Consider the following 26166-nt stretch of genomic DNA (forward strand, 5'->3'; position numbering starts at 1 on the left):
TATTTTGCTTAACAATATTACGTTTTATGAAAATCGTAATACTGATCAAAATGGGGAGCTCTCGATATGGGTTATGTTGCAAAGGAATTTACGCGAAAGAACAAGCTGATTCTCAGTATTTGTTCTTTCGTTATTCCAATATGTCTTTGGTGCGCAATCAGTTACTTACCTTTTGTTTGGCATCCTCAAGTACAAATCACGAGTTCGGGAAGTGTTCCTTACTTACAAGTAGGAAGTCGCGTTGATAAAAATGTGTTCTATCTCGAAGCACAAAATGCAGTCAATCGAAATTCTGCACCACCACAAGGTATTTTGGTCAATCCGATTTATTTACCCGCTCCCCATGAGGTCGCTAAGGCTTTGGTCACTGCCTTTACCACACCACCTGAACAACCTGATTCGCCGTGGTTTCACCAAAGTTTATGGCACAGCATTAAACTGGTATTTTCAGCGTTTTTTATTTCTTCCCTGATTGGGATTCCACTGGGTATTTTGTGCGGTTTTTCTAAGCGTATATCCCTATTGACTGAACCGTTTGTCGAGTTTTTCCGTTACTTACCCGCTCCCGCCTTTGGCGCACTTGCAGTAGCAATTTTAGGGATTAATGACGCACCTAAAATTGCGATTATTGTGATTGGTACGCTATTTCAACAAATTCTGATTATTGCCAATACCACCCGAATGGTAGATCGAAGCTTAATTGAAGCTGGCTATACGCTTGGCACCAATAAGCTCAAAAGTTTATTTCATGTGGTGATTCCTGCTGCCTTACCTGATATTTACCGTGACTTACGTGTGTTACTGGGCTGGGCTTGGACCTATTTAATTGTTTCCGAGTTGATTGGTACGACTTCAGGTATTACGTGGTTTATTACCCAACAGGCACGCTATCAAAACTTTGACAATGTCTATGCAGCTATTTTGATTATTGGGGTGATTGGTCTGGTCTGTGATTGGCTATTAATGAAATTAGGTGAGCGGATGTTCACTTGGAAAGTAGGAGCAAAATAATGAACGATTCAACATTTAACGCGCATGAATACTTTCAAAAAATTTATGAACGTCCTGTGATTTTAGAAGCTAAACAACTGAGCCAAGTGTTTAAGCATGGTCAAAGCGAACGCACTGTTTTAAATAAGCTCGATTTAAAAATTCATAAAAGAGAATTTATTTGTGTGATTGGCCCTTCTGGCTGCGGCAAATCGACTCTAAGTCGTGTTATTGCAGGTTTAGACCCATACCATAGTGGAGAAGTTTTAGTAGACGGAGAATGCATTACGGGTCCATGTCCTGAACGCGGTATGGTGTTTCAGGGCTATACCCTTTTCCCGTGGAAAACTGTAAAAGAAAACGTGATGTTTGGTCCGCAAATGCGCGGCGCTAGTCAAATGACAGCAGAGGCGCAAGCACGTGAATGGATTAATATTATTGGTTTGGAAAAGTATGAAAATCAGTATCCACACCAACTTTCTGGTGGTATGAAACAGCGCGTTGCAATTGCAAGAGCTTTAGTTAATCAACCTAAAATTTTACTCATGGATGAACCTTTTGGTGCACTCGACCCGCACACTCGTCAAAAAATGCAAAAGCACTTAATGGATTTATGGCAAAACATTGATATCACCATTATTTTTGTGACCCATGACATGGATGAAGCCATTTTACTGGCAGACCGAATTGTGGCACTCAAAGCCAACCCCGGTGAAATTAAGGAAATTATTGAAGTTAATTTACCGCGTCCACGCTCACTCGACTTAATGACTACACCTGAGTTTAAACAACTCCGCTCACGGGTAGATTATTTAGTTCACGCCGAAGAAGATGAGCTTGACCCAGCTTTACAAGATTTACCAAAAATTCCACGTATGACTCAGGTCAGTACAGAAAAATAAGAAACACATTAAAAAGCCCAAGTTCAACTTGGGCTTTTTTATTTACTAGGCTTATTTGAGCTGCTCTATGAGTGTTGGATAAATCAGCCCATCTACATTTTGTTCGGTTTTATAAATACCGTTTTCAACGTTAAATTTATTGACGTGATAGGTCGAGCCATAAATTGAGTCAAAGCCTTGAGATTTAGCAAATACTTTTTTATTGGCATTGATATCTAATAAATGCGTACCGCTGACCATCAGCTCATATTGTTTTGGGTCGACCCCTGAACGGTTTGCCATAATTTTAACTGCATCGGCATGGGTTGCAGGATCATTAATATATTTAACTGTTTTGTCCCACACCTGAATGACTTTTTTCCATTCTTCTTGATGAGCAGTTAAATGGCTCATGTTGACGGTCAAGGTGTCATAAATTAAACCCGGCTTGTCTTTAGAAGTATAAATAATTTTAGAGCCTGCCACTGCTTTTAATGCCTGACCTGCAACAGGTTGCCAAACAGCAATCGCAGAAATATCGGGGCTATTAAATACTTGAGGTAATTGATTCGTCGCTGAATTTACCAGCTTTACCTCATTCGCTTTAATGTTATGGTCGGTTAAAGCAGTTGCTAATAAAAGATGATCAACCAAGCCTTTTTCGACGCCGATCGATTTTCCTTTTAGGTCTTGAATGGTATTAATACCCTCTTTTGCAATAATGACATCATTGCCCGCAGAATAATCTGTTGCCATGATCATCATGCCTTGCGTACCGCCAGAAGCGGTTACCAAGTTATCGCCATTGGTAACCAACACAGCATCGAGCTGATTTGCGGAAAAGGCTGAAAGCGAAGCCGAATAATCAAACCATTTAAACTCTACATTTAACCCTGCTTCTTTTAACCAGCCTTTTTCAATAGCCACTTGCCAAGCCACCCAGCCCGGCCAATCACTATATCCAATGGTAATTGGTTTTGTATTTGTAGATGCCTGAGCGTCTTGTTTAGCCTCAGGCACTTTAGCGGTATTGTCACAACCACCCAATACAACTGCCGATAAAATAGATACGGATAAAAACGCTTTTTTAATCATATAGAAACTTCCCCAACATTTTTACTAACAACACTTTGAGCGGTTTGATTGAGTGACTGTATATAGGCTCGCCAGCCTCCAAAATGGCTAATATCGGTTGCATCTTGAATGGCATAAGCTTCGCAAATAAAACCTTTGACCCATGTGCCATCTTTTAATTTCAGGTTCCCAATGCCAAGTGGTGCGGGTACTTCAGCCACAATGGCTCCAAAATTTGCTAAGGGAACATCCCACACTTCAACTTCAATTGATTTCCCTGCTGCATCGTATTGCAGCCCCGGTTTTGGTGGCGTGGTATTTTTTAAGGCAAAAAGTTTATAAGTGTCTGCTGTCTGGGTTTTCTTAAGCAAAGTGGCCTTACGACTAGTCAGCTGAAAATTAAGCGGCATACCTGTTAAGTGTGCTCCCACAACAGCTAGCTGCACTGAATGATTCGACTGGATGTTTATACTTTTTTGATAATGTTGAGTTGATTTACCTAAATTCAGTGATGTTTCGGCTTGCCAAAGCTGCGCAAAATTAGCGAGTGCCTGATCGTACCAAGCTGGTGCAATAAAGGTTACTCCGCTTGGAAGGCCGTCTTCACGGAGTACATTAGGTAAAGCCAAAGCAGAAAGATCTGCAAAATTGACAAAGTTAGTATAGGCACCCATGTTCGCATTTTTAGTTAAAGGATCGACTTCAACTTCTGCAATGGTATAAATGGTTGGCGCTGTCGGGACCATCAATGCATCAAAAGGTTGTAAAGCCAAATTAATTTTTCGAGAAAGCACGGCGCGGTTATATTCTGCTTGAAGTGCATCTGTTGCCTTGAATTTATCTGCTTGCGCAATAATTTGAGCAATAACTGGATGAGCCTTTTCACGTGTTGTCATGCGTTCAACGGCGACTGTTCTTTCTGCCACCCAAGCATCGTTATACAGTGCAGCAGCAAGCTCATTAAACGCGCTGAAATCAATACTCTCAACGTCATAGCCCAGTTTTTTTACGCGTTCGACTGCAACTAAAAAGGCTTTTTCAGATTCAAGATCACCATAAAACTCAAGCTGAGCTGGAATAGCTATTTTTCGTTTAGAAAATTGAGTCGGTACATTGGCTGGATGTGCTCGTGAATATTCATCTGTTTCATCGTAGCCCTGCATTAAATTGGCAACTGTCCAAGCATCATCAATATGCAGCGCAAAAATAGAAATGACATCAATGGTGCGACATGCAGGAATTAAACCTGTAGTAGAAAACCAGCCTTTTGTCGGTTTAAGGCCCACAATATTGTTATGGCCCGCAGGTACACGGCCTGATCCCGCCGTGTCTGTCCCCAAACTAAAAGGCACAATACCGTTAGCCACTACTACAGAAGAACCTGAGCTTGAACCACCACTAATATATTTAGGGTTAAAGCTATTTTTTACTGCACCATAGGGAGAGCGAACGCCAACCAGCCCAGTCGCAAACTGATCTAGGTTGGTTTTACCGACCACAATTGCCCCTGCTTTTTTCAGCTTGGCAACTACGGCAGCATCTTGGTTCGCTAAATATTGAACCTCTTTACAGGCAGCGGTAGTGTGAAAACCAGCAACATCAATATTGTCTTTAACTGCAAATGGCACACCATATAGAGGTAGGTCAGCAACATTCTGGTCTTGTAAAATATCAATTTGCAATTGAATCTGCTCGTTCGATGCAATTTCAATCCACGCATGATCATCATTTTTAATTTCTGCAACGTAACTAATCAGATCTTCAAGATGGATTTGTCCGTTTTGATATGCTGTTTTCCAGTCTTGGATGGTCCATAAATTTTTCAACACGCTACTCCTCATTTAGTCATTTTGCTGTATAGGCGGCATCACGGCATCCATTAGTTCTAAATGCCCTTTAATCACCCCTTTCAGCACAATAAATTGCTGGCTAATTTGTCTGAGCTCAGAACTCGCGCCCTGCATCAACATGACTTGCAATATCTTTTGTTGGTCAAGTTGAATATGAAGTGAACTAATCACCTGCGCTAAAAACTGTTGTTGTAAATCGACCAATTGATTACGCAAGGTCATTTGGCTCGCGTCATAAAGTAGCGTTAATGTGCCCACCATGACTTCATTGGCCTGCGCCTGCTCTGCAATCAAGTGTTTATTAATCATGTCGACAATCGCTTGCGAGCGACTTTCATAGTTCTGCTCGACAATTTTTTGGTCGAGTGCGTTGAGGGTCGTTTCAGGTACGGTAATACTGATTCGAGCCAACTTTTGTTTTGCCACAGTCTTATCCTTTTGTTTTAGGCGGCTGATTGTTTTGTTTGATATATACGCCTGCACGTACGCTAAGCAATTCGACTAAAAAGGCTTTTAAGGATTGCTTTGGTTGAACCACGGGTTTTACATCGTTCATATCACACCTCTAGCTTAGTATTACCAAATTCAGTTTTTGTATTACCGATAAGAGATGCAGAAAATGTGCCAGTTTTTAAGCGTCGTTTTGATGGGCTTGGTAGGAATTTATGAGTGTTTTTTGGGCAAATTCTTTAAATTTGTGCTAAATCAGGGCATACAAAAGTGAAATAAAAATATAGTACGATTGATTAAATAAGTTTTAAATTAAAATTATTTTGTAATATCATTAATTTAACAATGAAACCTTTATCCGTTTTGAAATATGAATAACAAATTATATTATTGGCCTGAAAACGTTGATAATTATACTTCTGACAATGAAGATAATTATAATAAAATTATTGAAATAAAAAGATTAAATTTTTTTATTGGTAAAAATAATGCTGGAAAAAGTAGATTTCTAAGAAGTTTTTTTATTAGTAAAACATCGTTCCACCGTTATCAAATGAAACTATTTAGACAACTTTTATCTGTTTCACAAGAACTTCAAGAAAAAAATGAATATAAATATCTACATGGGAAAGAAATTTATAATGACTTCATTGCTCAAATGAATAGCTTTCAAAAAAACTTAAACTCTTTAGCTGATAACTCTGGTGACTACTTTAAATACTGCCTTGATTACTTAGAAAGGATGGGCCTTTTACATAAATTTGGTCCGAATAACCATACTAGTAATTTAAAAAATGAATACCAAACACAATATAAAGATAGTGTAAATTTAAATCTAGGTACTAAAAAATTCTATCTTCCTACGCTTAGAGGAATGCGCCCTGTTACAGAAATAGAAAATAAGCAACCATATACTGAGCGAGCAAAAAAAGATTATTTTAAAGATTTACAAGATGTTAATGAAGAAAATATTATTACTGGAGAATGCCTTTATTATGAACTCAAAGTCCACCTACTAGGTGAACCAGAACAACGTGACTTGATTAAAATTTATGAGGAGAAATTAAGTCAATATTTCTTTGATAATGAACCAGTCTCTCTCATTCCTAAACATGATCAAGATGTTGTTAATATTAAAATTGGAAGGGATAAGCAATTCCCTATTTCACAGTTAGGCGACGGTTTACAACAAGCTATTATTTTGACTTATGAAGCTTTCACCAAAAAAGATGAAATCTATTCCTTTTTTATAGAGGAACCTGAGTTACATATGCATGCTGGCATGGTTCGCCAGCTCATGAATTTTTATTTAAATGAAACTAAACATTATTATTTTTTTACTACACACTCGAATCATCTTTTAGATATGGCAGATGAATCGGACCAAGTTATTATCCAAAAATTTGTTAAACAGCCTAAACCTGAAGATCCAAAAAAATTTGAATTTAAAATTTACCGTTGTGATAGAGATCGAGACTTACTTGCTTCATTAGGCGTAAAACCCTCATCAGTCTATTTAGCCAACTGTACAATTTGGGTTGAAGGCATAACTGATCGGCTTTATATCACAAAATATATGGAGAAATTCTTAAGTGAATTAAAAACAGAAAAGACAGAATTATATAAACAGTATCGTCGTTTTATGCCCAATTATCACTATACCTTTGTCGAGTACGCTGGAAGTAATTTAGTTCATTGGGATTTTAGTGATGAATTTACAGAGCACTTAGATGACCGAGGTATGAATGCCTTACTTACTACAAGCAGTGTTTTATTAATTGCAGATGGTGATATAAAAAATAAAAGCAACCGTGTAGAACAATTAAACCAAAGTTTAGGTGATAAGTTTTTATTATTAGAATGTAAAGAGACAGAAAATACAATTCCATCAAGTCTAGTAAATTTAGCATGTCATATTAAATTTTCCGGTTTAAAAGAAGCTTTAGCTACAGATGAAAATTTAAAAACTATACTTAGTGATTATCTGTCTATTGATGGTATGCAAAATTCAAGTAAAGAAGGTTTTGATATTAGTCGTTTATCAAAAGATGTAAGTTATTTTCATCAAGAACATGGTATTGGACAAATAATAGATAACCAAATCAAAGTAGATGAACTTCAAACTTCAGATGACAAACCCAAGAGATGCTTCGCTGATAAATCAGGAACAATTAAAGAAAAATTAAAATTTTGCCGTTTAATTTTAACACTTATGGATCATATGGACTGGGAACTAACTCAATCGGCAAGAGAGCTTTGTGATAAAATTTTTATTCATATTAGTACCAGCAATGCTTCTAAAACTTCGTAAATTAAATAAGAGCTCTTTTAAAACTAAATTTATTTTAAAAGAGTCTCTTCTAAAACAAAGTGAATCTTTATTATTACCGACCAATCATCGTATGTGCCCATAGCGATAAAGACTCTAGAACAGGTTTAAAAGACTGGCCTAATTCAGTCATTTCATAGACCACTTTAATCGGTGCTTTTTCACCATAAACAGTTCGAGATATTAAGCCACTTTGCTCTAATTGTTTAAGTTGAAGGCTTAAGGTCATTTCTGTGATGGTGGGCATTAATTGATTGATTTCATTAAAACGTTTTGGCCCATCTTTTAAGTAATACAAAATAACGCCTTTCCATTTTCCACCCACAAAATCCATAGCCATACTGATATGACATGGATAAGTTTTTCCATTCATGGTGATTTCACATTTATTTTCAGTATTTGCCATTTTTAACGCCACCTATCAACTTTGATAGTTATTGTACACCCATACTATAAAAATTATAGTGACTATGATTTTTATAGCTACAAGGCATTATTATGGCTTTACTTATTTTGGCCCATCCCTACTACGCTCAATCCATTGCAAATAAAACGATAGTGAATGAACTTACAAAAACCTATCCAGACCTTGAAGTGCGAGATATTTTTCAGCTTTATCCGGACTATAAAATTGACGTGAGTGCTGAACAAGAAGCGTTGCTACGCCATGACATCATCATTCTGCAATATCCAATGTTCTGGTTTAATATGCCGGCAATTTTGAAGTTATGGTTTGATGAAGTTTTTACTTATCAGTTTGCTTATGGCTCTCAAGGCGACAAATTAAAAGATAAAAAAGTCATTATTAGTATGACAGTCGGGCAAAAAGAAGCCGATATGGTGAACGACCGAGAAAACTTAATCGATAGCTTTTTAAAAGCGGTTCAATATTCAATTCAATATACGCAAATGCAATTAAGCAGCACATTCTTGCTTTACGAAGTTTCTCCGTTATCAGGTCATTCAGAGTCTGAAATTAAGTTAAAAGCGGTTGAACATGGTCATAAAGTATTAAAGCATTTATCTGAAGCATAAGATTTAAAGAGAGCATCGATATTGATGCTCTCTTTTTAATTTAGGCCACAGGTGCCAAGGTAAATAGCACTTGTCCTGTTTTTACGGTTTGCCCTTTTTCAATAGTAATAGTTTCAACCTTCATGCGTTCGGGCGCAATAATTGGAATTTCAATTTTCATTGCCTCAATCACCGCAAGGGTTGCACCTTCTTCAACTATATCTCCCGATGCACATTCGATTTTCCAGATTGAGCCTGGCATGTGTGATTCGACTGCACAGCCCCCTTCAGGAATAACTACGGTTTCGCCTTCATCAACAGCATCTAAACTTTCAGAGATATATTCTTGCAAGCCTGCTTCATGCCAACGGCGGCGCTCAGCCTCAAAGTTAGCTTGTTGCGTGTCTTTAAAAGCTTGAATACTGTCTTGATGCGTTTTTAAAAACGCGTTGTATTCTTTTAAGTTGAGTACGCCATCTTCAATACGAAGTTTTAAACGACCCGCCTTGAAGTCTTCACGCATTTGCAGAAGTTCAGTCTCAGAAACTTCATAAAACTTGACTTGGTCAAAAAAGCGTAATAACCACGGTTTGCCTTCTTCGAAGTCGGCATTTTTACGGTAACGACTCCACATTTGAGTGGTACGACCAACAAACTGGTAGCCACCCGGCCCTTCCATGCCGTATACACACATATAAGCACCGCCAATGCCGACCGCATTTTCAGGTGTCCAAGTTCGCGCAGGGTTATATTTTGTGGTCACTAAACGTTGACGTGGGTCGAGTGGTGTCGCAACGGGTGCACCTAAATACACATCACCTAAACCCATCACTAAATAGTTCGCACTATAGACCACATCTTTAACTGCTTGCTTAGAAGCTAAGCCATTAATACGGCGAATAAACTCGACGTTATCTGGGCACCACGGCGCATCTGGACGAACAATTTGTGTATAGCGTTCGGTGGCAAGTTGAGTTTGTGAATCTTCCCAAGCCAAAGGCAAATAGACCGTCCGTGAAGGCACCTGCATATTTTGAATATCGGGTAATTCGGCTTCTGCTTGTTGAAGTTTCTGTAGAAGCTCCAGTTGATCGAGCTGGATTGAATCAAAATGAATTTGTAGTGAACGAATGCCCGGTGTTAAGTCGATAATGCCCTGAATGTTTTGATCTTTGACCCATTGCATAAGCGCATGAATACGGAAGCGTAAATTTAGGTCGAGTACTAACTCGCCATATTCCACCAACAAATAGCTATTTCCTGCTGGTCGATAGGTCACGCTTGGTAAATCATCTTCACCGTATAAAGTGGCTAAAACGGCATCTTTTAAAGTGTCGGGTTCTGCTTGAATGATTGGATTAAAATCGATCTGAGTCGTATCAGCCGTGGTTAAACTTTGATAATATTTTTGGTCGAGCGCTTTTGCTTGCACATAACTCACGGGTACAAATTTGACCTTATCGCCTGCTTTTAGCTGCCCGATTTTCCAAAGCTCGGAATGAATCACCACAGCTGGGCAAACAAAACCACCTAAGCTTGGACCATCCGGACCCAAAATAATTGGCATATCGCCCGTAAAATCAATTGCCCCAATTGCATAAGCGTTATCATGAATATTGGATGGATGTAAGCCTGCCTCACCACCGTCTTCACGTGCCCACTCAGGTTTTGGCCCAATTAAACGAATGCCTGTACGGCTTGAGTTATAGTGAATTTCAAACTCATTGGCAAAGAACGTATCAATATCTTGTTTGGTGAAAAAATCTGGTGCGCCATGTGGCCCATACATCACGGCAATTTCCCAGTTTTGGGTAAAGCTAGGAATTTGCGCTTGAGCCAAAGCAGTGGTCGATTGAGCTGAATATTCAGTAATTGGCAGCATATCGCCAATTAATAAATTACGGCCTGCGTGCCCACCAAACTGCCCTAAAGTGAAAGTTGCCTGTGACCCTAAGTAGTCAGGAACATCAAAACCACCTTTAACGCCAATATAGCTACGGCAACCTGAACGGATAATCCCACATTTTAAAACTTGGCCTTTTTTCACATTGATGGTTTGCCACATCGGTACAAGTTCACCTTCAAGTTTTGATGGCATATCACCGCCCGTAATCACAATTTGGCTATCGCAGTGAAACTTTAAAGTTGGCCCTTGCAAGGTACATTCAAGCCCTGCGGTATTTGGTTGATTGGCTAAAAGCTGGTTTGCCACAGTTAAACTGAGTGGATCGATGGCACCTGATGGCGGCACCCCAACATCCCAATAACCTAACCGACCTGTTACGTCTTGAATGGCAGTTTGAATACCAGCCTGCAACACCTCAATTTTTTGAGTTTTCCATTCAAACGTATTTAAAAAACGAGTGGTTTGGGTACCTAAAGCAAACACATCGCAAGCAATAATGTTTTGTAAATATTCCAGATTGGTTTCGATGCCTGCCACTTGTGTGTTGGCAAGACTAGCACTCATTGCCTGTATGGCTTGGTCCCGTGTTGCAGAGGTCACAATGATTTTAGCAATCATTGGGTCATAAAAAGACGACACCGTTGAACCTGTTTCAACCCATGTTTCGACTCGGGCTTGCGGGTCAAATTTAACATGTGTGAGTAGACCTGCACTCGGCTGGAACTGTTTAATCGGGTCCTCGGCATAAAGACGAACCTGAATGGAATGTCCTGTTGGCTCTAACTTTTCAGTCCGTGCTGACCAGTCACCACTTGCCAGTGTAACCATCCACTCGACTAAGTCGACACCAAATACTTGCTCGGTCACGCCGTGCTCGACTTGCAAACGCGTATTGACCTCTAAGAAATAAAATTCTTGGGTTTCGGTGTCCATGACAAACTCAACTGTGCCTGCCGAGCGATAGTTCACCGACTGCATCAGTTGAATCGCAACTTTTTGCAGGTAGTCACGTTGCTGTTCATTTAAATGGGGAGCGGGTGTTTCTTCAATGACTTTCTGATTACGGCGTTGCACCGAACAATCACGCTCACCCAAGGCTAAAACTTGCCCTTTCCCATCACCAAAAATCTGCACTTCGATGTGACGCGCGTGTTGTACAAATTTCTCTAAATACAAACCCGCATCTTTAAAATTGACCTGCGCCAAATAAGATACTGTTTGGTAAGCATCTTTTAACTCGATTTCGTTCCAAACCAGACGCATGCCAATACCACCACCGCCCGCGGTACTTTTCAGCATGACTGGATAACCAATACGGGCTGCTTCAAATAACGCCTCAGCTTCATCGGCAAGTAATGAGCTACCCGGAAGTAAAGGCACATTGCTTTTAATAGCGAGTTCACGTGCGGTATGTTTTAAACCAAAGTCGAGCATTTGGCTTGAAGTAGGCCCAATAAACGCAATACCTTGGCTTTCGCACAAATCACAAAACTCGGCATTTTCAGACAAAAAACCATAACCGGGATGAATGGCTTCTGCTCCCGACTGTTTTGCTACTTCAAGAATCTTTTCAATATTTAAATAACTTTGGTGCGCAGGCGCAGGGCCAATTAGGAAAGCTTCATCGGCTAAAGTCACGTGTAATGAATCACGGTCGGCCTCAGAATAAACTGCAACCGAAGCGATCCCGAGTTTTTTAAGGGTGCGAATGACGCGACATGCGATAGCACCGCGATTAGCAATTAGAACTTTTTTAAACATGCTTATACCCCTTCCGCTTCACGGACAACCAGTTGAATTTTGGTTGGGTTATAGGCATTACATGGGTTATTCAGCTGGGGGCAATTTGAAATTAAAACAATTAAATCCATTTCCGCCCGAACTTCGACATATTTACCCGGCGCTGAAATTCCGTCATCAAATTTAAGCTGACCATCTGGTGTTACTGGCACATTCATAAAGAAGTTAATGTTTGGGCCGATATGACGGACATTTAATCCATGCTTTTTTGCAATCGGGTGTTTTGCCAAGGCATACATAAAGTTGTTACGGCAACTATGCATTGGGTAGGTTTCATGTGCATAGCGAACCGTATTACTTTCACATGAACAGGCACCGCCAATAGTGTCATGGCGACCGCAGTTATCATCATGAATAACGGCAATTGGTCGGCCAAAGTTACTATAGAGCTTGGTGCCCTTTTCTAAATAGATTTGTTGGTTGATAGCCAAAGTATCCATTGCACTATAACGCTCAGTCGGGTTTTCGGCACTCATAAACAAAGTATCGACCGCTTGATTTCCCTCAAGGTCAATAATTCGAAAATATTGGCCTTTTTTAACCTCGCACATCCACGCTTCACCCGCAGGACAAACTTCATTTAAAACTGCTTTTTCAAATGATTGTAAAACTGTCATGATGCTTCTCCTGATTTAAATATTGCTAAGCGCGTAGTAGCGGGCTGTGTTTTGAAACGCACGCTGATTTTGCGAACATGCATCACGACAAATATCGCTGTCTGTTAAAGAATTGGCTTTAAATAAACTGAGTTGAATATCGGCTGGTTGATAGCTTTGGCTGGTGTCTAAACCGTGCGGCGCAGCAGATAAAAATAGCAGGCAGTCCATTTCAAAACGCAGTTCAATGCTTTGATTGGTATTATCAGAACTGACATAAGACAAAGCGCCGTTTTCATCTGGTGCAACTTTTGAAAATAGGTTAACCGTGGCACTCAGGTCTTGGCTGGCAAGTCCGTATTTACACATTTCAATGAGTAAGCTGTCTAAGCCATTTTGGTACATATCATTGCGGGCATCTTGAAATGTGCGATTGCCAAATTGCTTTTCAATTTGTTCAGGTCGGCTTGGGCCACAAAGTGCATCGTTCCAACCATGATCATCATGAACAATGGAAGCCATGACACGGCCAAGGTCTGAGTACAGCACATTGGAAGCTTTTAAATAGGCGGTATGTTGCCCTTTTAAACTGTCGGGCATGTTAAAACGTTCAAGCACATCGGCAGCATTTACACAAAACAAAGAAACATTTGCCTGAGCGCCAAGCGATGTAAATCTAAGAATAGTTCCTTTTTGAATACGACCCGACCAGTGATGTCCTCCGGGTAAAAGTTCGGTCCAAATCGCCTGATTGTTATGATAACTTGCAGTGTTCATAGCTACTCCTGTCGGATAGTTTTAGACTTCCTCCCGGGCTTTTATCCCTCCGTGTAGTTCGCTAGGAACCGTGAACTCTCGGTCCAGTCATACGTAAAGTATCGGAACCCTAGATCACTTTTGATTGCTTAAGAGTATGCAAAGGACATGCCAGCTTAGTATTACGGTTTTGGTTAAAAGTAATACTAATTTTGGGCAATTTGAGTGCGATTTAAAACACAAGATAAAAATCTGCACTCAAAATTGTGCATTTAAAAGTAACTGAACAAAAATTCCACACTATTAAAAAGCGTGCTAATATTCAAATTCTGACAATTACTCATGTCAAATTTACTTTAGAGGGAACAAGATGTTAAAAACTCAAAAAATCAACATCGTACAAGAATTTGATGCACCTATAGACAAAGTCTTTGCAGCCTTGAGTGAACATGAAAACCTAAGCAAACTTTTTGCCCCTGCTAAAGTCACTCGCATTAGTAATGGCAAGGATGCACGTAATGGTGTTGGCTCTGCCCGCAAGATGTCTATTCCGTTTACACCTTCATTTGTTGAAACAAATTTAGTCTATAAAGAAAATGAACTGATCGAGTACGCGATCACAAGTGGTATTAGCCCAATTAAGGCACATCGCGGTGTGATGCAATTTACTGACTTGGGAAATAACCGAACTCGTTTGAATTACACCATTAGCTTTAAAGGCCGCGTTCCTTTTATTGGCCCGATTATTAAAGCGGCCTTAGAAAATGGCGTGAGCCGTGGTCTTAAAAAACTTAAGTTTTAACCCGCCCTATCAAATAAAAGCCCTATTATGGGCTTTTATTTTTTTAAATATTTCTACGAAAGCATTGCTATAAAATATTCGAAATGCTTGTCTCTTTCATCTACATCGGTATGACTGAGCCTTTGAATAATGGTTCCTTCAATTATATGTAAAAGTAATTTGGCATCGTGAAATGAAACACCCGATTTTATAAATCTAAGCTGACTATAGATTTCATTAGTGAGCCACATTCTATATCTCACTGCAGTTTGATAAGCATTTGGGTAATTATTTTTAGTTTCAAAAATGGTTTTCAATAGCAGGTAATACATTCCTTCTAAGTCTGTATGTAAGTCATATAGTGTTTTGAGTTTGTCTCTCACGCTTGAGTCTTGGTCGTATTCCACCGTTGCAATGACTTTTTCTTGTAGTCGTTCTTTTTGCACTAGTAGGCAGATTTCAATAAACCGCGCTTTGGACTGAAAGTAATGATAAAACGTCATTTTTGTAATTTCAGACTCTTTGATAATTCTATCGACACCTACTAAATGGAATCCATGATGGTGAAATAAATGAATTGCATGATTCACAACTTTTAAAGCACGTGTAGAAAGTACTAGAGGTGACATATTTGTACCGTTTAAAATAATTTTTTGTTGTATGTAAAAGAGATAGAAATGCCGTCACTCTTAAATTGAGTGCTTAAAACGGGCATGCACAAGCGGCACAATAAAGGTGTGCTCGCCTATCTCAGGTTTATTGTTGCTATGATTTTGAATCGTAACGATTCTTAAGGTGCAGAAAACCTAGAGTCGATTAAACCGAGTTAGAAATTGTTTAAACGATATAAATACAGAAATTTTGGCGTAGGCCAATAAATGAGAAGAATTAGTACGCATAGCGGACTCCTTTGGCTATAAAAGAAGTTTCACCGCATTACTGCTAAATAATGGTGGTGAAACGAAAGAGGGTTAGCAGACTGGAGCCAAAGAATCCAGCACACCCGAGGGTGTCCCCCTTCCGTTCCACCGCAAAGGGGGGCACACAGGGATTTCCACAAAAAAGTTACTACTTTTTCGTGTACTTTGGCTGATGGTCTGCTAAAACCAACTGGCAATGTAGGCCAGCCCGCAAAGGATAGTATTCGCTTTTCGTGTCGTCAAGCGTAGGAAATATAGTTTGTATTAAGTTCGAGCGTTTCAGTAAGATTTTAAACTTAATTGAATATGGGTATATAGAATATAGTTATAAAAATTAAGAAAATATAAAATTTCGATAGGTAAAAATTTATTAAAGGTAAACTCAGATATAAATGAATATAAAGTTTAATCTCTACAAAATAATGATAGTGATAGATAGAATGAAGAAGGGTTAGCAGACCAGACATCTAGAATCTGGCACATCAAAAGATGTCCCCTTTTCACTCTACCCGAGAAAAGCATAGTATTCGCTTTTGTTATCGTCAAGCGTGGGAAATGACATTTGTATTAAAGTAGAGCGGTTGGGGAATAAAATTTATTTAATAGGTTTAAGTTATAGTTTAGTTCATTATGAAATTTCTAATATTTTTAGTATGATATATTTTTATTATAAAAATGATTAGAGTTATCTAATGACATTAAAGCCTTTATATATCGAGTTCTATTATGGAGAATATTCAGCTCAAGAAAGAACGGAAAAGATTAATAAATACATTGAAGAAAATGAAGATATTCACATAGATTTTTTTACCGAATTACTACTACCATTTAATGATTATAATTCTTTATTACTGCGAATCATAAACTTAACAGACCCTAATTTTTCATATAATTGTATTGAAGCAGAAATATTAGCGGCTAGATTTTTTTTAGATATTTTAAATAATTATCAAGAAAAAAATCTAAGCCCAGTTCAGCTATGTACTATTTTCAATAATTTAGAAACAGGTTTTATGGGCGCACCAAGAAATCTTCCAGACAACATAATTTATTACCCTACTTGGCTTGAATCTTTCTACGATGCTTGTGACTGGTGTGATGAAACATGGACAGTAGAGAATTCTCCTCACTTAATTGAAGCCTCAAAACAGCAAGTCCATATCATAGAAAAATGGCTATTCTTCAAATAGTGATAAGGCATCTTTATTGCCATTTTTTGCTGCTTTTCTTAACCACTTTTCGGCTAATTCATTGTTTTGCGGTACACCCTCACCTTTATAGTACATCATCCCTACTGTAAATTGCGCTTCATCATTTTCCTGTTGAGCAGCTTTGCTATACCATTTAAAGGCCTTTTTATAATCTTGATTTACACCTTGCCCAAACGCATAACACGCCCCTAAGTTATTTTGCGCTATTGAGTTTCCTTTTTCAGCAGCTTTGCTATATAACTCAAAGGCTTTTTTATTATTTAGCTCTACGCCCTTGCCTTGTGCATAAAGTGCTGCAAGATTATTTTGCGCATCGGCATAATTTTGTGCAGCAGCTTTGCTATACCAATCAAATGCTTTTTTATAATCTTGGGTTACCCCGTAGCCTTCTTCGTAAAGTATGCCCAAATAGTATTTAGCTTCGGCATTATCTTGTGCAGCAGCTTTGTTATACCATTCAAAGGCTTTCTGATAGTTTTTAACGCCACCATCTCCATTTGCATAATACGCACCTAAATTATTCTGTGCTTTTACTTCCCCTTGTTCAGCAGCTTTACTGTACCATTCAAAGGCTTTTTTATAATTTTGATCTACCCCTTGCCCCAAAGCATACATTGCTCCCAAATTATTCTGCGCTTCCGCATTTCCTTGATTAGCAGCTTTGCTATACCATTCAAAGGCCTTTTTATAATCTTGAGGAACAACTGTTCCCTCTACATATAATTCACCAAGTTTCGCTTGAGCTCCTGTATCACCTTTTTCTGCTAGCCGATAAATATCTTTAAAGTCTGGCTGACGACTACAAGCTAATAAGTTGATTGCTAAGAAAACGATACCGATTTTAAGAAACTTGTTTTTAAAAATTAAAGGCATAATTAGTATTAAATTGCATTTGTCTATAAATATATTTAAGAGATTATAGCATGAGTTCTTAAATACCAAAGAATTTAAACTTACATTTTAAAGACTCTAGCAATTTAATAAAATTATAAATTATCTATAATCTGTTAATTAAACTAATTTAAAAGACATCATGGCGAATAGCCCACACAACCAAAGCTAAAATAAACGTAATAAGTGAACTTAAAGATGAAGATATTAATAAGGAAAGAAGTGCTAAGTGATTAGGGCCATCTTTAGTAAAAAATTGCGCATTGGTCCAATCTTTAGGAAATAAAATTGCTAAAACAAATAGAGTGATAATAAAAAATGATAAAAACCATATTGGCGCTAAATACCGAATCTTCCATTCAGTTTTAGCTACAAAGCTCCCAACAATATATGAAATTAAAAAAAAATAGCGAAACCTAATATAGACATAGCACCCTCTTTAAGATTATTTTTATATTAACCACTTATCTATCATTTAAAACTATTATTCTTCGGATAAAATCCAAAAAATCCGGATCCAACTACCCATCCAAATAAGTATATAAACTTACCAATTTCTGTTATTCCACCACTAATAATATGCCACAACATAAATCCTCCTGTTAAAATTAGAGAGAATAAAATAAAGAACAAAGCAGCTAAAAGAAAAAAGACAATGTATTTATTTAAAAATTCATCGACCACAGATATAAAAAGAGATAAAGACTTTTGAATTAAAAATATAGTGTATCGCCCAACAAGCAAACCCACAAAAAACGTAAGTATTAGAATAAATATTGGCACAGTTTAAGTTATTCCTTTTTTAATATTAAAATAATTTTCTATTTCTCATTATAGTTCCCAACAAGAGATAGAACTTCATTTCTTTTCATTTGCTTATCAATTTTTATTAAGCATTTAATATGCCAATTTTTATCATTGTTATAAAAAAAGAGAGTTAATAGGAGTTAAGCAATTTGAAACCACTCAACTCCTTACAAAGACTTAATCAATCCATCAACTTTTTACGGCGATACAACCCACAATCCCCTGAAAATAGCGCAGCTAATAAACAGGTAATAATCGCATAAGTGGCAACATTCATTCCAAATAGCTCTATGGCTAAAATAATAGACGTTAACGGTGCCTTACTTGCCCCTGAAAACAAACTGACTAACCCTAAGCCTGCAAGCAGTGAAATGGGTAGGTTTAAAACTGCACCTAAAGCATTACCCAATGTCGCACCAACATAAAACAATGGCGTAATTTCACCACCTTTAAAGCCTGAACCTAAAGTAATGGCTGTAAAAACAGTCTTGTTAAAAAAGTCGTAAAATTCAATCGGCACATAGAAAGATGCAATAATTTTATCTGTACCTAAACCGTTGTACTGCTGATGTGCAGTGAACAGCGTAAGTAGCATAATGATAATACCGCCTACCATTGTTCTTAATGGCAAATAGCGAATGTATTTATAAAAGAGGTCACTCGCCAAATGAATGGCAGCAATAAAGAAACGTGCAGCAAAGCCAAATACTAACCCCGCTGCAATTAAGCTCATGAGCGTGCCAAAATGAATAGCTGGAAACTCACTTATGACGTAAAAAACATGTGGATGAACTATATCGAATAGCTCAGGAATGGTCGAAGCAATCAGAGCTGACACAAAACATGGAAAAATAGCTGAGTATCTTAAATTACCTAAAGCGGTAATTTCTAAACCATAAATTGCACCAGCCATAGGCAAGCCAAACACGCCAGCAAAACCAGCACCAATACTGGCGATTAAACAGATTTTGCGATTGTCTTCCGAGATTTTTAAAATATGGCTTAAGTGGTCAATTAGAGCACCTGAAAGTTGTACGGCTGGTGCCTCACGCCCTGCCGAACCACCAAATAACTGCGTTAAAATTGATGTAATAAAAATGATGGGGCTCATTCGTTTTGGAATAAACGACTTGGGCTGATGAATCTCATCTATGAGTAAATGTGTTCCGCGTTCAATCGGCGATCCATATTTTTTAATAAGATAACCAATACCAAAACCCACAAAAGGCAAAAAGTAGATGAGCCAATGGTGCAAACTTCTGACTTTATTTGAAATATCAAAAGCCACAAAAATTGAGGTCGATGCCAGCCCCGCGACGACGCCAATCACAATGGATATGACGAGCCAATAAACACTGTATTTTAGAATTTGATCATATTCAGATGAAGGTAGAATTTTCATTCGCTTTCTTCAATTCGCCTTTGAGTGAGTGCCAAATTCTCAAATTATTTTTTATGCAGCCAGCTCATTAAGTGAGAAATGCTTAAACTGGGCTAAAAATTAAAGCTCGCATAAGCGAGCTTTAAATACAGTGATCAATATTTATATCACTTAACTGTGATAAATATCTCATAACCCGTACAGGCTTTCAAGTTGAAATTGGTTAATGAAAGGTTAAAACCATCGACTCAATTAATTAATAAACAATCAATAAAGTAAATAATTAATTAATACTCGCAATCACGGTTTCAGCATGGCAGGTCGCACCCTTCTCTGCGCTAATCTGAATCACACCACTACGGTGTGCCAGTACCTGCACTTCCATTTTCATGGCTTCCATAATGGCAACTACTTGCCCTTCGGTCACTTGCTCACCATTTTCGACTTTCCAAGCGCTAATCACACCATTAATAGGCGCAAGTAAATGCTCGGCACTCACTTCTGGCTCGGCTGTTTGGGCTTGAACGGCGGTTGCTGGCCCTTGTGCAAACATACCCGCAGGTAAACCTAAACGGTGTAACTTGCCATCAATTTCAATGTAGCTGAGCAACATCGGTTGCTGATGGTTTGGAATGCCGCGTTTAGTCGGTTTCAACTCTTGTTTAAAGTCATTTTCGATCCAACGCGTGTGTACATTAAACTCATCTGTAAAGTCAGGTTCATTGAGTACCGCACGGTGAAAGTCTAAAACAGATGCTACACCTTCAATTTTAAATTGCTTCAAAGCACGTTTAGCTCGGGCAATTGCAATTTCACGGGTTGGACCAGTCACAATCAGTTTTGCCATGAGTGAATCAAAGTGGCTAGATACTAATGAACCCGTGCGAACACCTGTATCGACTCGTACACCGTTACCAAACGGCGCTTCAAATAAACTCAACACACCAAAGGCCGGAATAAAACCACGTGCTGGGTCTTCGGCATTAATACGAAACTCAATGGCGTGGCCTTGGGCTTTTGGTGTTTCTTTAATAGAAAGCACTTCACCTTGCGCAACACGAATTTGCTCAACCACCAAATCAACTTTTGAGGTTTCTTCAGTCACTGGGTGCTCAACTTGCAAACGCGTATTTACTTCTAAAAATGAAAGCTTCCCGTCACGACTCAGTAAATATTCAACTGTTCCCGCACCCACATAGTTTGCAGCCTGACAAATATTTTTTGCCGAGCTTAAAATTTGCTGGTAAATCTCATCGCTAATAAATGGCGCTGGTGCTTCTTCGACTAATTTTTGGTTACGGCGTTGCAACGAGCAATCACGTGTACCCAGTACCACAATGTTGCCATGTTGGTCGGCTATGACTTGTGCCTCTACATGGCGCGGTTTATCGAGATATTGCTCGACAAAACATTCACCACGGCCAAAAGCAGCTTTTGCCTCTCGTACTGCCGACTCATAAAGCTCTTTGACTTCTTCGAGTTTCCACACGACTTTTAAGCCGCGGCCACCGCCACCAAATGCAGCTTTAATGGCAATCGGCAAACCAAACTGTTTAGCAAACTCTAAAGCTTCCTCTGCATTATTAAGTGGGTCTTGCGTACCTTGAACTAATGGCGCACCGACCGAAGCAGCAATTTTACGTGCTTCGATTTTATCACCCAGTTTTTCAATAGCACTTGGAGATGGCCCTACCCATTTTAAACCCGCATCAATCACGGCTTGGGCAAACTCGGCACGTTCAGATAAAAAACCATAACCCGGATGCACCATCGTTGCTTTCGATTTTTTTGCAATTTCGATAATGGCTGGAATATTTAAATAGGTTTCACTGGCAGTCGCACCAGCCAAGCCCCATGCTTCATCTGCAAGTTCGACATGCATGCTGCCAATGTCATCATCTGCATATAACGCGACCGAAGTAATTCCTATGTCACGGCAAGCATGAATAATACGAACGGCAATTTCGCCACGGTTAGCAATCAATAATTTTTCTGTATTCATCATTCATTCTCAAAATCTGTAAATTCGGCAATTTTTTTAAATTTGATGCGGCAACCTGCCGGAATCTGTGCCACCAAGTCCCAATGGTGTTTAGCAACAGAGCCAATGACTGGATAGCCACCCGTTAAAGGGTGATCATTCATGAACAAAACGGGTTGACCACTCGGTGGAATCTGTAAAGCACCAATGCATGTACCTTCACTTTCCAACTCGTAGGTAATTTTGCGAGTTAACGGCTGCTCACCTGAAAGTCTTAGCCCGACGCGGTTGCTTTCATTGGTTACCAGCCATTCTTGCTGACAGAGCAGTTCAATACTGTCTTGTTCGAACCAGTCAGTGCGTGGCCCCATCACAATGTCTAGCTCAACGACTTCGCCAGCTTTTGGTAAGTCGCTTTTGCCCACTTCATTTACATTAATGTTGGCTGTGTTCACCTTCCCTTGATAAATGGTATCTCCAAGCTTTAAAGGCTCTGGCCCTAATACCGCCAAGCTGTCAAACGAAGCACTATTGAGCACTGGTTCAACGTCTACACCACCTCGAACTGCCAGATAGTTTCTTAAGCCTGCTGTTGGTGGCTGAATTTGAAACTCATCGCCTTCATCTAAATCAATCGGTTGATAGCTTGCAAAGTCTGCGGTTTGACCATCGGCAAATTTCACACGAATGTTTGAAATAGCCCCAGCCACCGCAATAACGCCAGCATGCTGCATTTTGGCTTTTAAGCCGCCATTTAAAACTTCAATAACGGGTATATCGGTTGGATTACCGACAATACGGTTAGCACTGTGCATCGCAGACAAATCCATTGCACCCGCCACACCAACACCAATATTGGTCTGGTTTAGGCGCCCTTCGTCTTGAATGAGCATCTGTAAACTTGGCGCAGTAATCGTAAATAGTGGCAGAGATTGTTTCGGCTCAACCTTATGTGTGATTTGCTGCGGTACATTTACAGTGGTTGGACTATGCGTAACATCTTCAAAATGTACAGTCATGCCCGGTAACAACAATGCAGGATTTTTACGCTCTAAATCCCACATTTTTTCTGATGTTGTCCCAATCAGCTGCCAGCCACCCGGACTGTCTTTTGGGTAAATACCAGAGTATTTTCCAGCCAACCCCAAAGAGCCTGACGGTATTTTTTTACGAGGAACCGTTAAACGTGGAATATCGGTAAAAGGTTTATCGGGACTGCTCATATAAGCAAAGCCCGGCGCAAAACCAATAAAAGCCACATTCCACACACTTTGGTGATGTTTTCTAATCACATCAGCCACAGTCAGCCCTTGTAACTCGGCAACCTGAGCAAGGTCTTCGCCATCGTAACGAATCGGTACAATCACTTCTTGGCTACTGCGCTCAAATCCAGAATCAACTTTAAGGCTCTGAATTGAAGAAACCAGCGTTTTAAAGTTGGTTTCGATCTCATTAAAGAAAACCAAAATTGTTTTTGCAGCAGGGACTAAGTCTTTAATTCCATTCAATTGCGTATTTTGCAATTTATTGTATAACGCCAAAGTTTCTTCTAGGCTCGCAAGCTCAATCAGAAAACAATCGGCGTTTACCGATAAAAAACGCATTTGCTTATCCTTATTCTTCTTTAGTCCAATTAGCCAATCCAAGCACGGTCAGGAATGTCGGTAATAAACATATGACCCGGTGCATGACTAATCGCAAAGGGAATTTTCGAGTTCATCACCGCAGCTTGCGGTGTTACCCCACATGCCCAAAACACTGGAATTTCACCTGCTTCAATGCGAGAAGCATCGCCAAAGTCTGGCTTGTTTACATCCTTAATGCCTAAGCTTTCAGGGTGCCCAATATGTACAGGTGCGCCATGCACGCTTGGCATGCGTGCGGTAATTTGTACCGCTTCACTAATTTGATGCGATGGAATCGGTCGCATAGAAACCACCATATTTCCTGAAATACGCCCTGCTGGTTGGCACCGAATATTGCTCAGATACATCGGTACATTGGTATCGTCATGAATATGGCGAACTTCGATGCCCGCTTCTTGCAAAGCTGTTTCAAACGAAAAACTGCAACCAATTAAAAAAGTCACCAAATTAGGATGCGCGTTATAAATCTCACTTGCATCGGTCACTTCATCGACCATTTCGCCATCTTTCCAAATACGATAGCGTGGGAAATCGGTTCGAATATCTGAGTCTGCTGCAAGCTTAGTTGAGTAAATGCCTTCTTCGAGCACATCAAGCACTGGACAGCTTTGCGGGTTACGGTGTGCATAAAGCAAAAAGTCATATGCCCACTCTTTTGGCACCGAAATCATGTTGACCTGTGTCATGCCCGCGGCCATGCCTGCTGTCGGCTTATCAAAGCCAGCACGGATTTTTAAACGCGCATCTAAAGCGGCTTCAAGCTGAACTGGGTCGACTTTTATATCCTTATACATGGTGCTCATCCTTATGCTTTATTTACAAATGGGCGGATTTCAATATTGTTTTTTACAAGCTCGGCTTTAATGGCTGCCGACATCTCAAGCGCACCGTCGGTGTCGCCATGTAAGCAAATGGTGTCGGCTTGAATTGGGGTAAATACGCCATCAATTGACTCAACCCCACCATTTTTAAGCATAGACACCACACGGCTTGCTACAAATGCCGAGTCGTGTAAAACCGCACCTTCTAGACGACGAGATACTAGTGAACCATCGCTATTATAAGCACGGTCTGCAAATGCCTCAGATACCACTTTTAAACCAGCCGCACGTGCCTGCTCGACTAAGCTCGACCCAGCCAAAGCCACCAAAACCAGTTCAGGGTTATACATTTTAATCGCATCAATTACTGCCGCTGCCTGTGCTTGGTCATGTGCAATCGTGTTATAAAGTGCGCCATGTGGTTTAACGTATTGCACTTTTGAGCCTGCCACTTTTGCCAAGCCATCGAGTGCAGAAATTTGGTAAAGCACATCGGCAATCAGTTCGTCACGTGACAAATCCATATTACGGCGGCCAAAACCTACAAGGTCTGGATAAGACACGTGAGCGCCAATAGTTACGCCAAGCTCCACTGCTTTACGAACCGTTTTTAAAATACCCAGCGGGTCGCCAGCATGGAAGCCACAAGCAATATTGGCACTGGTCACGACTGGTAAAATCTGGTCATCATTACCCATTTTCCATGACCCAAAGCTTTCACCCAAATCACTATTTAAATCTACAAACATGGCATTATTCCTTTATCACTTAACAAAGTCTGGTTTACAGCTTGGTCAAATAGTTAAATACTGTCGTAAATGACATATAGCCCATCCACCACGTCAACAGACATGTTAAACCACCCAAAATAAGCAACCATTTTGGATAGTTATAATTACCCATCAAATCTTTTCGGCAAGCAGCAACATACACAAAAATTGTAAGACCAATTGGCAACACCAAACCGTTAAAACCACCGACAAAAATGAGTAGACCTGCTGGAGTTGCACCCAATAACACATACAGCAATAAAGCCAATGCGATAAAGGTAATGGTCGTATAGTTGGTTTGTTTTGGAGTTAAATTCTTTTTAAATGCAGTAAAGAATGAAACCGAAGTATATGCTGCGCCGATGGTGCTACTAATACCTGCTGCCCAGAAAATTAAACCAAATAATTTAAAACCAAATGTACCCGCTGCATATTGGAATGCTTGAGCTGCCGGATTGGCATCATGGCTGGCTAAATCAATGGTTGCACCACTCACCACCACACCTAAAAACGCTAAAAACAATACGTAGCGCATGATACCGACAACAATAATGCCCTTGGTCGCAGCTTTTGCAACTTCATCAATATTTTCAGGGCCAACAGCGCCTTTATCGAGTAAACGATGTGCGCCTGCATAGCAGATATAGCCACCAACCGTACCACCAACAATGGTGGTAATAATGGCAAAGTCGATATGATCTGGAGCAAAAGTTTGATGTACAGCTTGACCAACAGGAGGCATTACAATGACGGCAACAATAATAATCAGCAGGATTTTAAGCAATCCCAACACGATCATGCTTTTATCCATGGCAAGCGTTGCTTTTCTTGATGCAAAAATCAAAATCGCTAATGCACCACTTAAAATACCGCCCCACTTTGTGTCGAGGCCAAAAAGTGCATTTAAACCTAAAGCTGCACCTGCAATGTTACCTACACTAAAGAAAAAACCGCCCAAAATCACCAGAAACGCTAGTAAATAACCACTACCGGGTAATGCTTTATTGGCAATATCTGATGCACGCATTTGAGTGAGTGTTACTACTCGCCAAATGTTTTGTTGAACAACATAATCAATGAGAATGGAAACTAAAATTGCAAAGCCAAATGCAGCGCCTAACTTCACTGTAAAGACAGCCGTTTGGGTTAAAAATCCGGGCCCCATTGCAGAGGTCGCCATCATAAAAATTGAGGCTACAATGGCCCATTGGCGATCTGATAAAAAAGAAGATTTCAGTAAAGACATATTAATGCGTTCCTCATCCATTTGAGCTTAACAACGCTATTTCAAGTTGAACCAAGAACATCATT

22 protein-coding genes, 1 pseudogene and 1 riboswitch are annotated in these 26166 nt (G+C 39.6%); of the genes and pseudogenes, 6 read left to right on the plus strand and 17 right to left on the minus strand.

Annotated elements, in window-relative coordinates; all coding sequences use genetic code 11:
* Nucleotides 1-66 precede the first annotated feature (66 nt).
* Nucleotides 67-1011: an ABC transporter permease gene (locus AC056_RS15965; protein ID WP_072618256.1), complete on the plus strand. Its 945-nt coding sequence runs from the start codon at nt 67-69 to the stop codon at nt 1009-1011.
* Nucleotides 1011-1892, plus strand: a complete 882-nt coding sequence (locus tag AC056_RS15970) for an ABC transporter ATP-binding protein (protein WP_077164186.1) — start codon at nt 1011-1013, stop codon at nt 1890-1892. Before AC056_RS15965 ends, AC056_RS15970 begins: the two co-directional genes overlap by 1 nt.
* Nucleotides 1893-1943: 51 nt before the next feature.
* On the opposite strand, the gene AC056_RS15975 is transcribed toward AC056_RS15970, so the two are convergent.
* From AC056_RS15975 to AC056_RS15990, 4 genes are read right to left on the minus strand one after another with little or no spacing between them, the layout of a single operon-like run.
* Complete coding sequence (locus AC056_RS15975; protein ID WP_077164187.1) at nt 1944-2966, minus strand: ABC transporter substrate-binding protein; 1023 nt, start codon at nt 2964-2966, stop codon at nt 1944-1946.
* Nucleotides 2963-4774 (minus strand): allophanate hydrolase, encoded by a 1812-nt coding sequence (atzF, locus tag AC056_RS15980; RefSeq protein ID WP_077164188.1) that lies wholly within the window; start codon nt 4772-4774, stop codon nt 2963-2965. Before atzF ends, AC056_RS15975 begins: the two co-directional genes overlap by 4 nt.
* A 12-nt stretch (nt 4775-4786) precedes the next feature.
* On the minus strand, nt 4787-5221 hold the full coding sequence (locus AC056_RS15985; RefSeq protein ID WP_001118705.1) for a CopG family ribbon-helix-helix protein: 435 nt from the start codon (nt 5219-5221) through the stop codon (nt 4787-4789).
* Between the two features lie 4 nt (nt 5222-5225).
* Complete coding sequence (locus AC056_RS15990) at nt 5226-5351, minus strand: hypothetical protein (protein WP_001000627.1); 126 nt, start codon at nt 5349-5351, stop codon at nt 5226-5228.
* Nucleotides 5352-5615: 264 nt separating this feature from the next.
* On the opposite strand from AC056_RS15990, the gene AC056_RS15995 reads away from it, so the two are divergent.
* Nucleotides 5616-7556: an AAA family ATPase gene (locus AC056_RS15995; protein WP_077164189.1), complete on the plus strand. Its 1941-nt coding sequence runs from the start codon at nt 5616-5618 to the stop codon at nt 7554-7556.
* Between the two features lie 73 nt (nt 7557-7629).
* Here AC056_RS15995 and AC056_RS16000 read toward each other — a convergent pair whose 3' ends face one another.
* Complete coding sequence (locus AC056_RS16000) at nt 7630-7980, minus strand: winged helix-turn-helix transcriptional regulator (RefSeq protein ID WP_077164190.1); 351 nt, start codon at nt 7978-7980, stop codon at nt 7630-7632.
* Nucleotides 7981-8072: 92 nt separating this feature from the next.
* Here AC056_RS16000 and AC056_RS16005 point away from each other — a divergent pair, with 92 nt between their 5' ends.
* Nucleotides 8073-8609: an NAD(P)H-dependent oxidoreductase gene (locus AC056_RS16005; RefSeq protein WP_077164191.1), complete on the plus strand. Its 537-nt coding sequence runs from the start codon at nt 8073-8075 to the stop codon at nt 8607-8609.
* Nucleotides 8610-8649: 40 nt separating this feature from the next.
* Here AC056_RS16005 and uca read toward each other — a convergent pair whose 3' ends face one another.
* From uca to AC056_RS16020, 3 genes are read right to left on the minus strand one after another with little or no spacing between them, the layout of a single operon-like run.
* Nucleotides 8650-12255, minus strand: coding sequence for an urea carboxylase (uca, locus tag AC056_RS16010; RefSeq protein WP_077164192.1), 3606 nt, complete (start codon nt 12253-12255; stop codon nt 8650-8652).
* Between the two features lie 2 nt (nt 12256-12257).
* Complete coding sequence (locus tag AC056_RS16015; RefSeq protein ID WP_039255520.1) at nt 12258-12911, minus strand: urea amidolyase associated protein UAAP2; 654 nt, start codon at nt 12909-12911, stop codon at nt 12258-12260.
* 15 nt (nt 12912-12926) lie between these two features.
* On the minus strand, nt 12927-13667 hold the full coding sequence (locus AC056_RS16020) for an urea amidolyase associated protein UAAP1 (RefSeq protein ID WP_077164193.1): 741 nt from the start codon (nt 13665-13667) through the stop codon (nt 12927-12929).
* A gap of 28 nt (nt 13668-13695) precedes the next feature.
* Nucleotides 13696-13791: riboswitch (guanidine-I (ykkC/yxkD leader) on the minus strand.
* A 225-nt stretch (nt 13792-14016) separates the two neighbouring features.
* Between AC056_RS16020 and AC056_RS16025 the strand changes: the two genes are divergently transcribed.
* Nucleotides 14017-14448, plus strand: coding sequence for an SRPBCC family protein (locus AC056_RS16025; protein ID WP_077164194.1), 432 nt, complete (start codon nt 14017-14019; stop codon nt 14446-14448).
* A gap of 53 nt (nt 14449-14501) precedes the next feature.
* Here the strand turns inward: AC056_RS16025 and AC056_RS16030 are convergent, their stop codons facing one another.
* A complete protein-coding gene (locus tag AC056_RS16030; RefSeq protein ID WP_077164195.1) occupies nt 14502-15056 on the minus strand; it encodes a TetR/AcrR family transcriptional regulator in 555 nt (184 codons plus the stop codon).
* A gap of 983 nt (nt 15057-16039) precedes the next feature.
* Here AC056_RS16030 and AC056_RS16040 point away from each other — a divergent pair.
* A complete protein-coding gene (locus AC056_RS16040) occupies nt 16040-16537 on the plus strand; it encodes a hypothetical protein (protein WP_077164196.1) in 498 nt (165 codons plus the stop codon).
* Here AC056_RS16040 and AC056_RS16045 read toward each other — a convergent pair.
* From AC056_RS16045 to AC056_RS16085, 8 genes and pseudogenes are all read right to left on the minus strand, one after another.
* Entirely contained in the window at nt 16523-17431 is a 909-nt protein-coding gene (locus AC056_RS16045; RefSeq protein WP_077164197.1) for an SEL1-like repeat protein, read from the minus strand. The genes AC056_RS16040 and AC056_RS16045 overlap by 15 nt on opposite strands.
* Before the next feature lie 148 nt (nt 17432-17579).
* Nucleotides 17580-17878: pseudogene (locus AC056_RS20085) on the minus strand (hypothetical protein).
* A gap of 559 nt (nt 17879-18437) precedes the next feature.
* Nucleotides 18438-19658, minus strand: a complete 1221-nt coding sequence (locus tag AC056_RS16060; protein ID WP_039255009.1) for a chloride channel protein — start codon at nt 19656-19658, stop codon at nt 18438-18440.
* A 262-nt stretch (nt 19659-19920) separates the two neighbouring features.
* Complete coding sequence (locus tag AC056_RS16065) at nt 19921-21639, minus strand: acetyl/propionyl/methylcrotonyl-CoA carboxylase subunit alpha (RefSeq protein WP_077164199.1); 1719 nt, start codon at nt 21637-21639, stop codon at nt 19921-19923.
* Nucleotides 21639-23222, minus strand: a complete 1584-nt coding sequence (locus tag AC056_RS16070; RefSeq protein ID WP_077164200.1) for an urea amidolyase family protein — start codon at nt 23220-23222, stop codon at nt 21639-21641. Before AC056_RS16070 ends, AC056_RS16065 begins: the two co-directional genes overlap by 1 nt.
* A gap of 29 nt (nt 23223-23251) precedes the next feature.
* The gene (locus AC056_RS16075) at nt 23252-24067 is read right to left on the minus strand and encodes a putative hydro-lyase (RefSeq protein WP_077164201.1); all 816 of its coding nucleotides are present in this window, start codon (nt 24065-24067) and stop codon (nt 23252-23254) included.
* A gap of 2 nt (nt 24068-24069) precedes the next feature.
* Nucleotides 24070-24834: a LamB/YcsF family protein gene (locus AC056_RS16080; RefSeq protein WP_077164202.1), complete on the minus strand. Its 765-nt coding sequence runs from the start codon at nt 24832-24834 to the stop codon at nt 24070-24072.
* Nucleotides 24835-24868: 34 nt separating this feature from the next.
* Nucleotides 24869-26122 (minus strand): NRAMP family divalent metal transporter, encoded by a 1254-nt coding sequence (locus AC056_RS16085; RefSeq protein WP_077164203.1) that lies wholly within the window; start codon nt 26120-26122, stop codon nt 24869-24871.
* Nucleotides 26123-26166: the final 44 nt, after the last annotated feature.

The organism is Acinetobacter genomosp. 33YU (genome assembly GCF_001990725.1).
Taxonomy (GTDB): domain Bacteria; phylum Pseudomonadota; class Gammaproteobacteria; order Pseudomonadales; family Moraxellaceae; genus Acinetobacter; species Acinetobacter seifertii.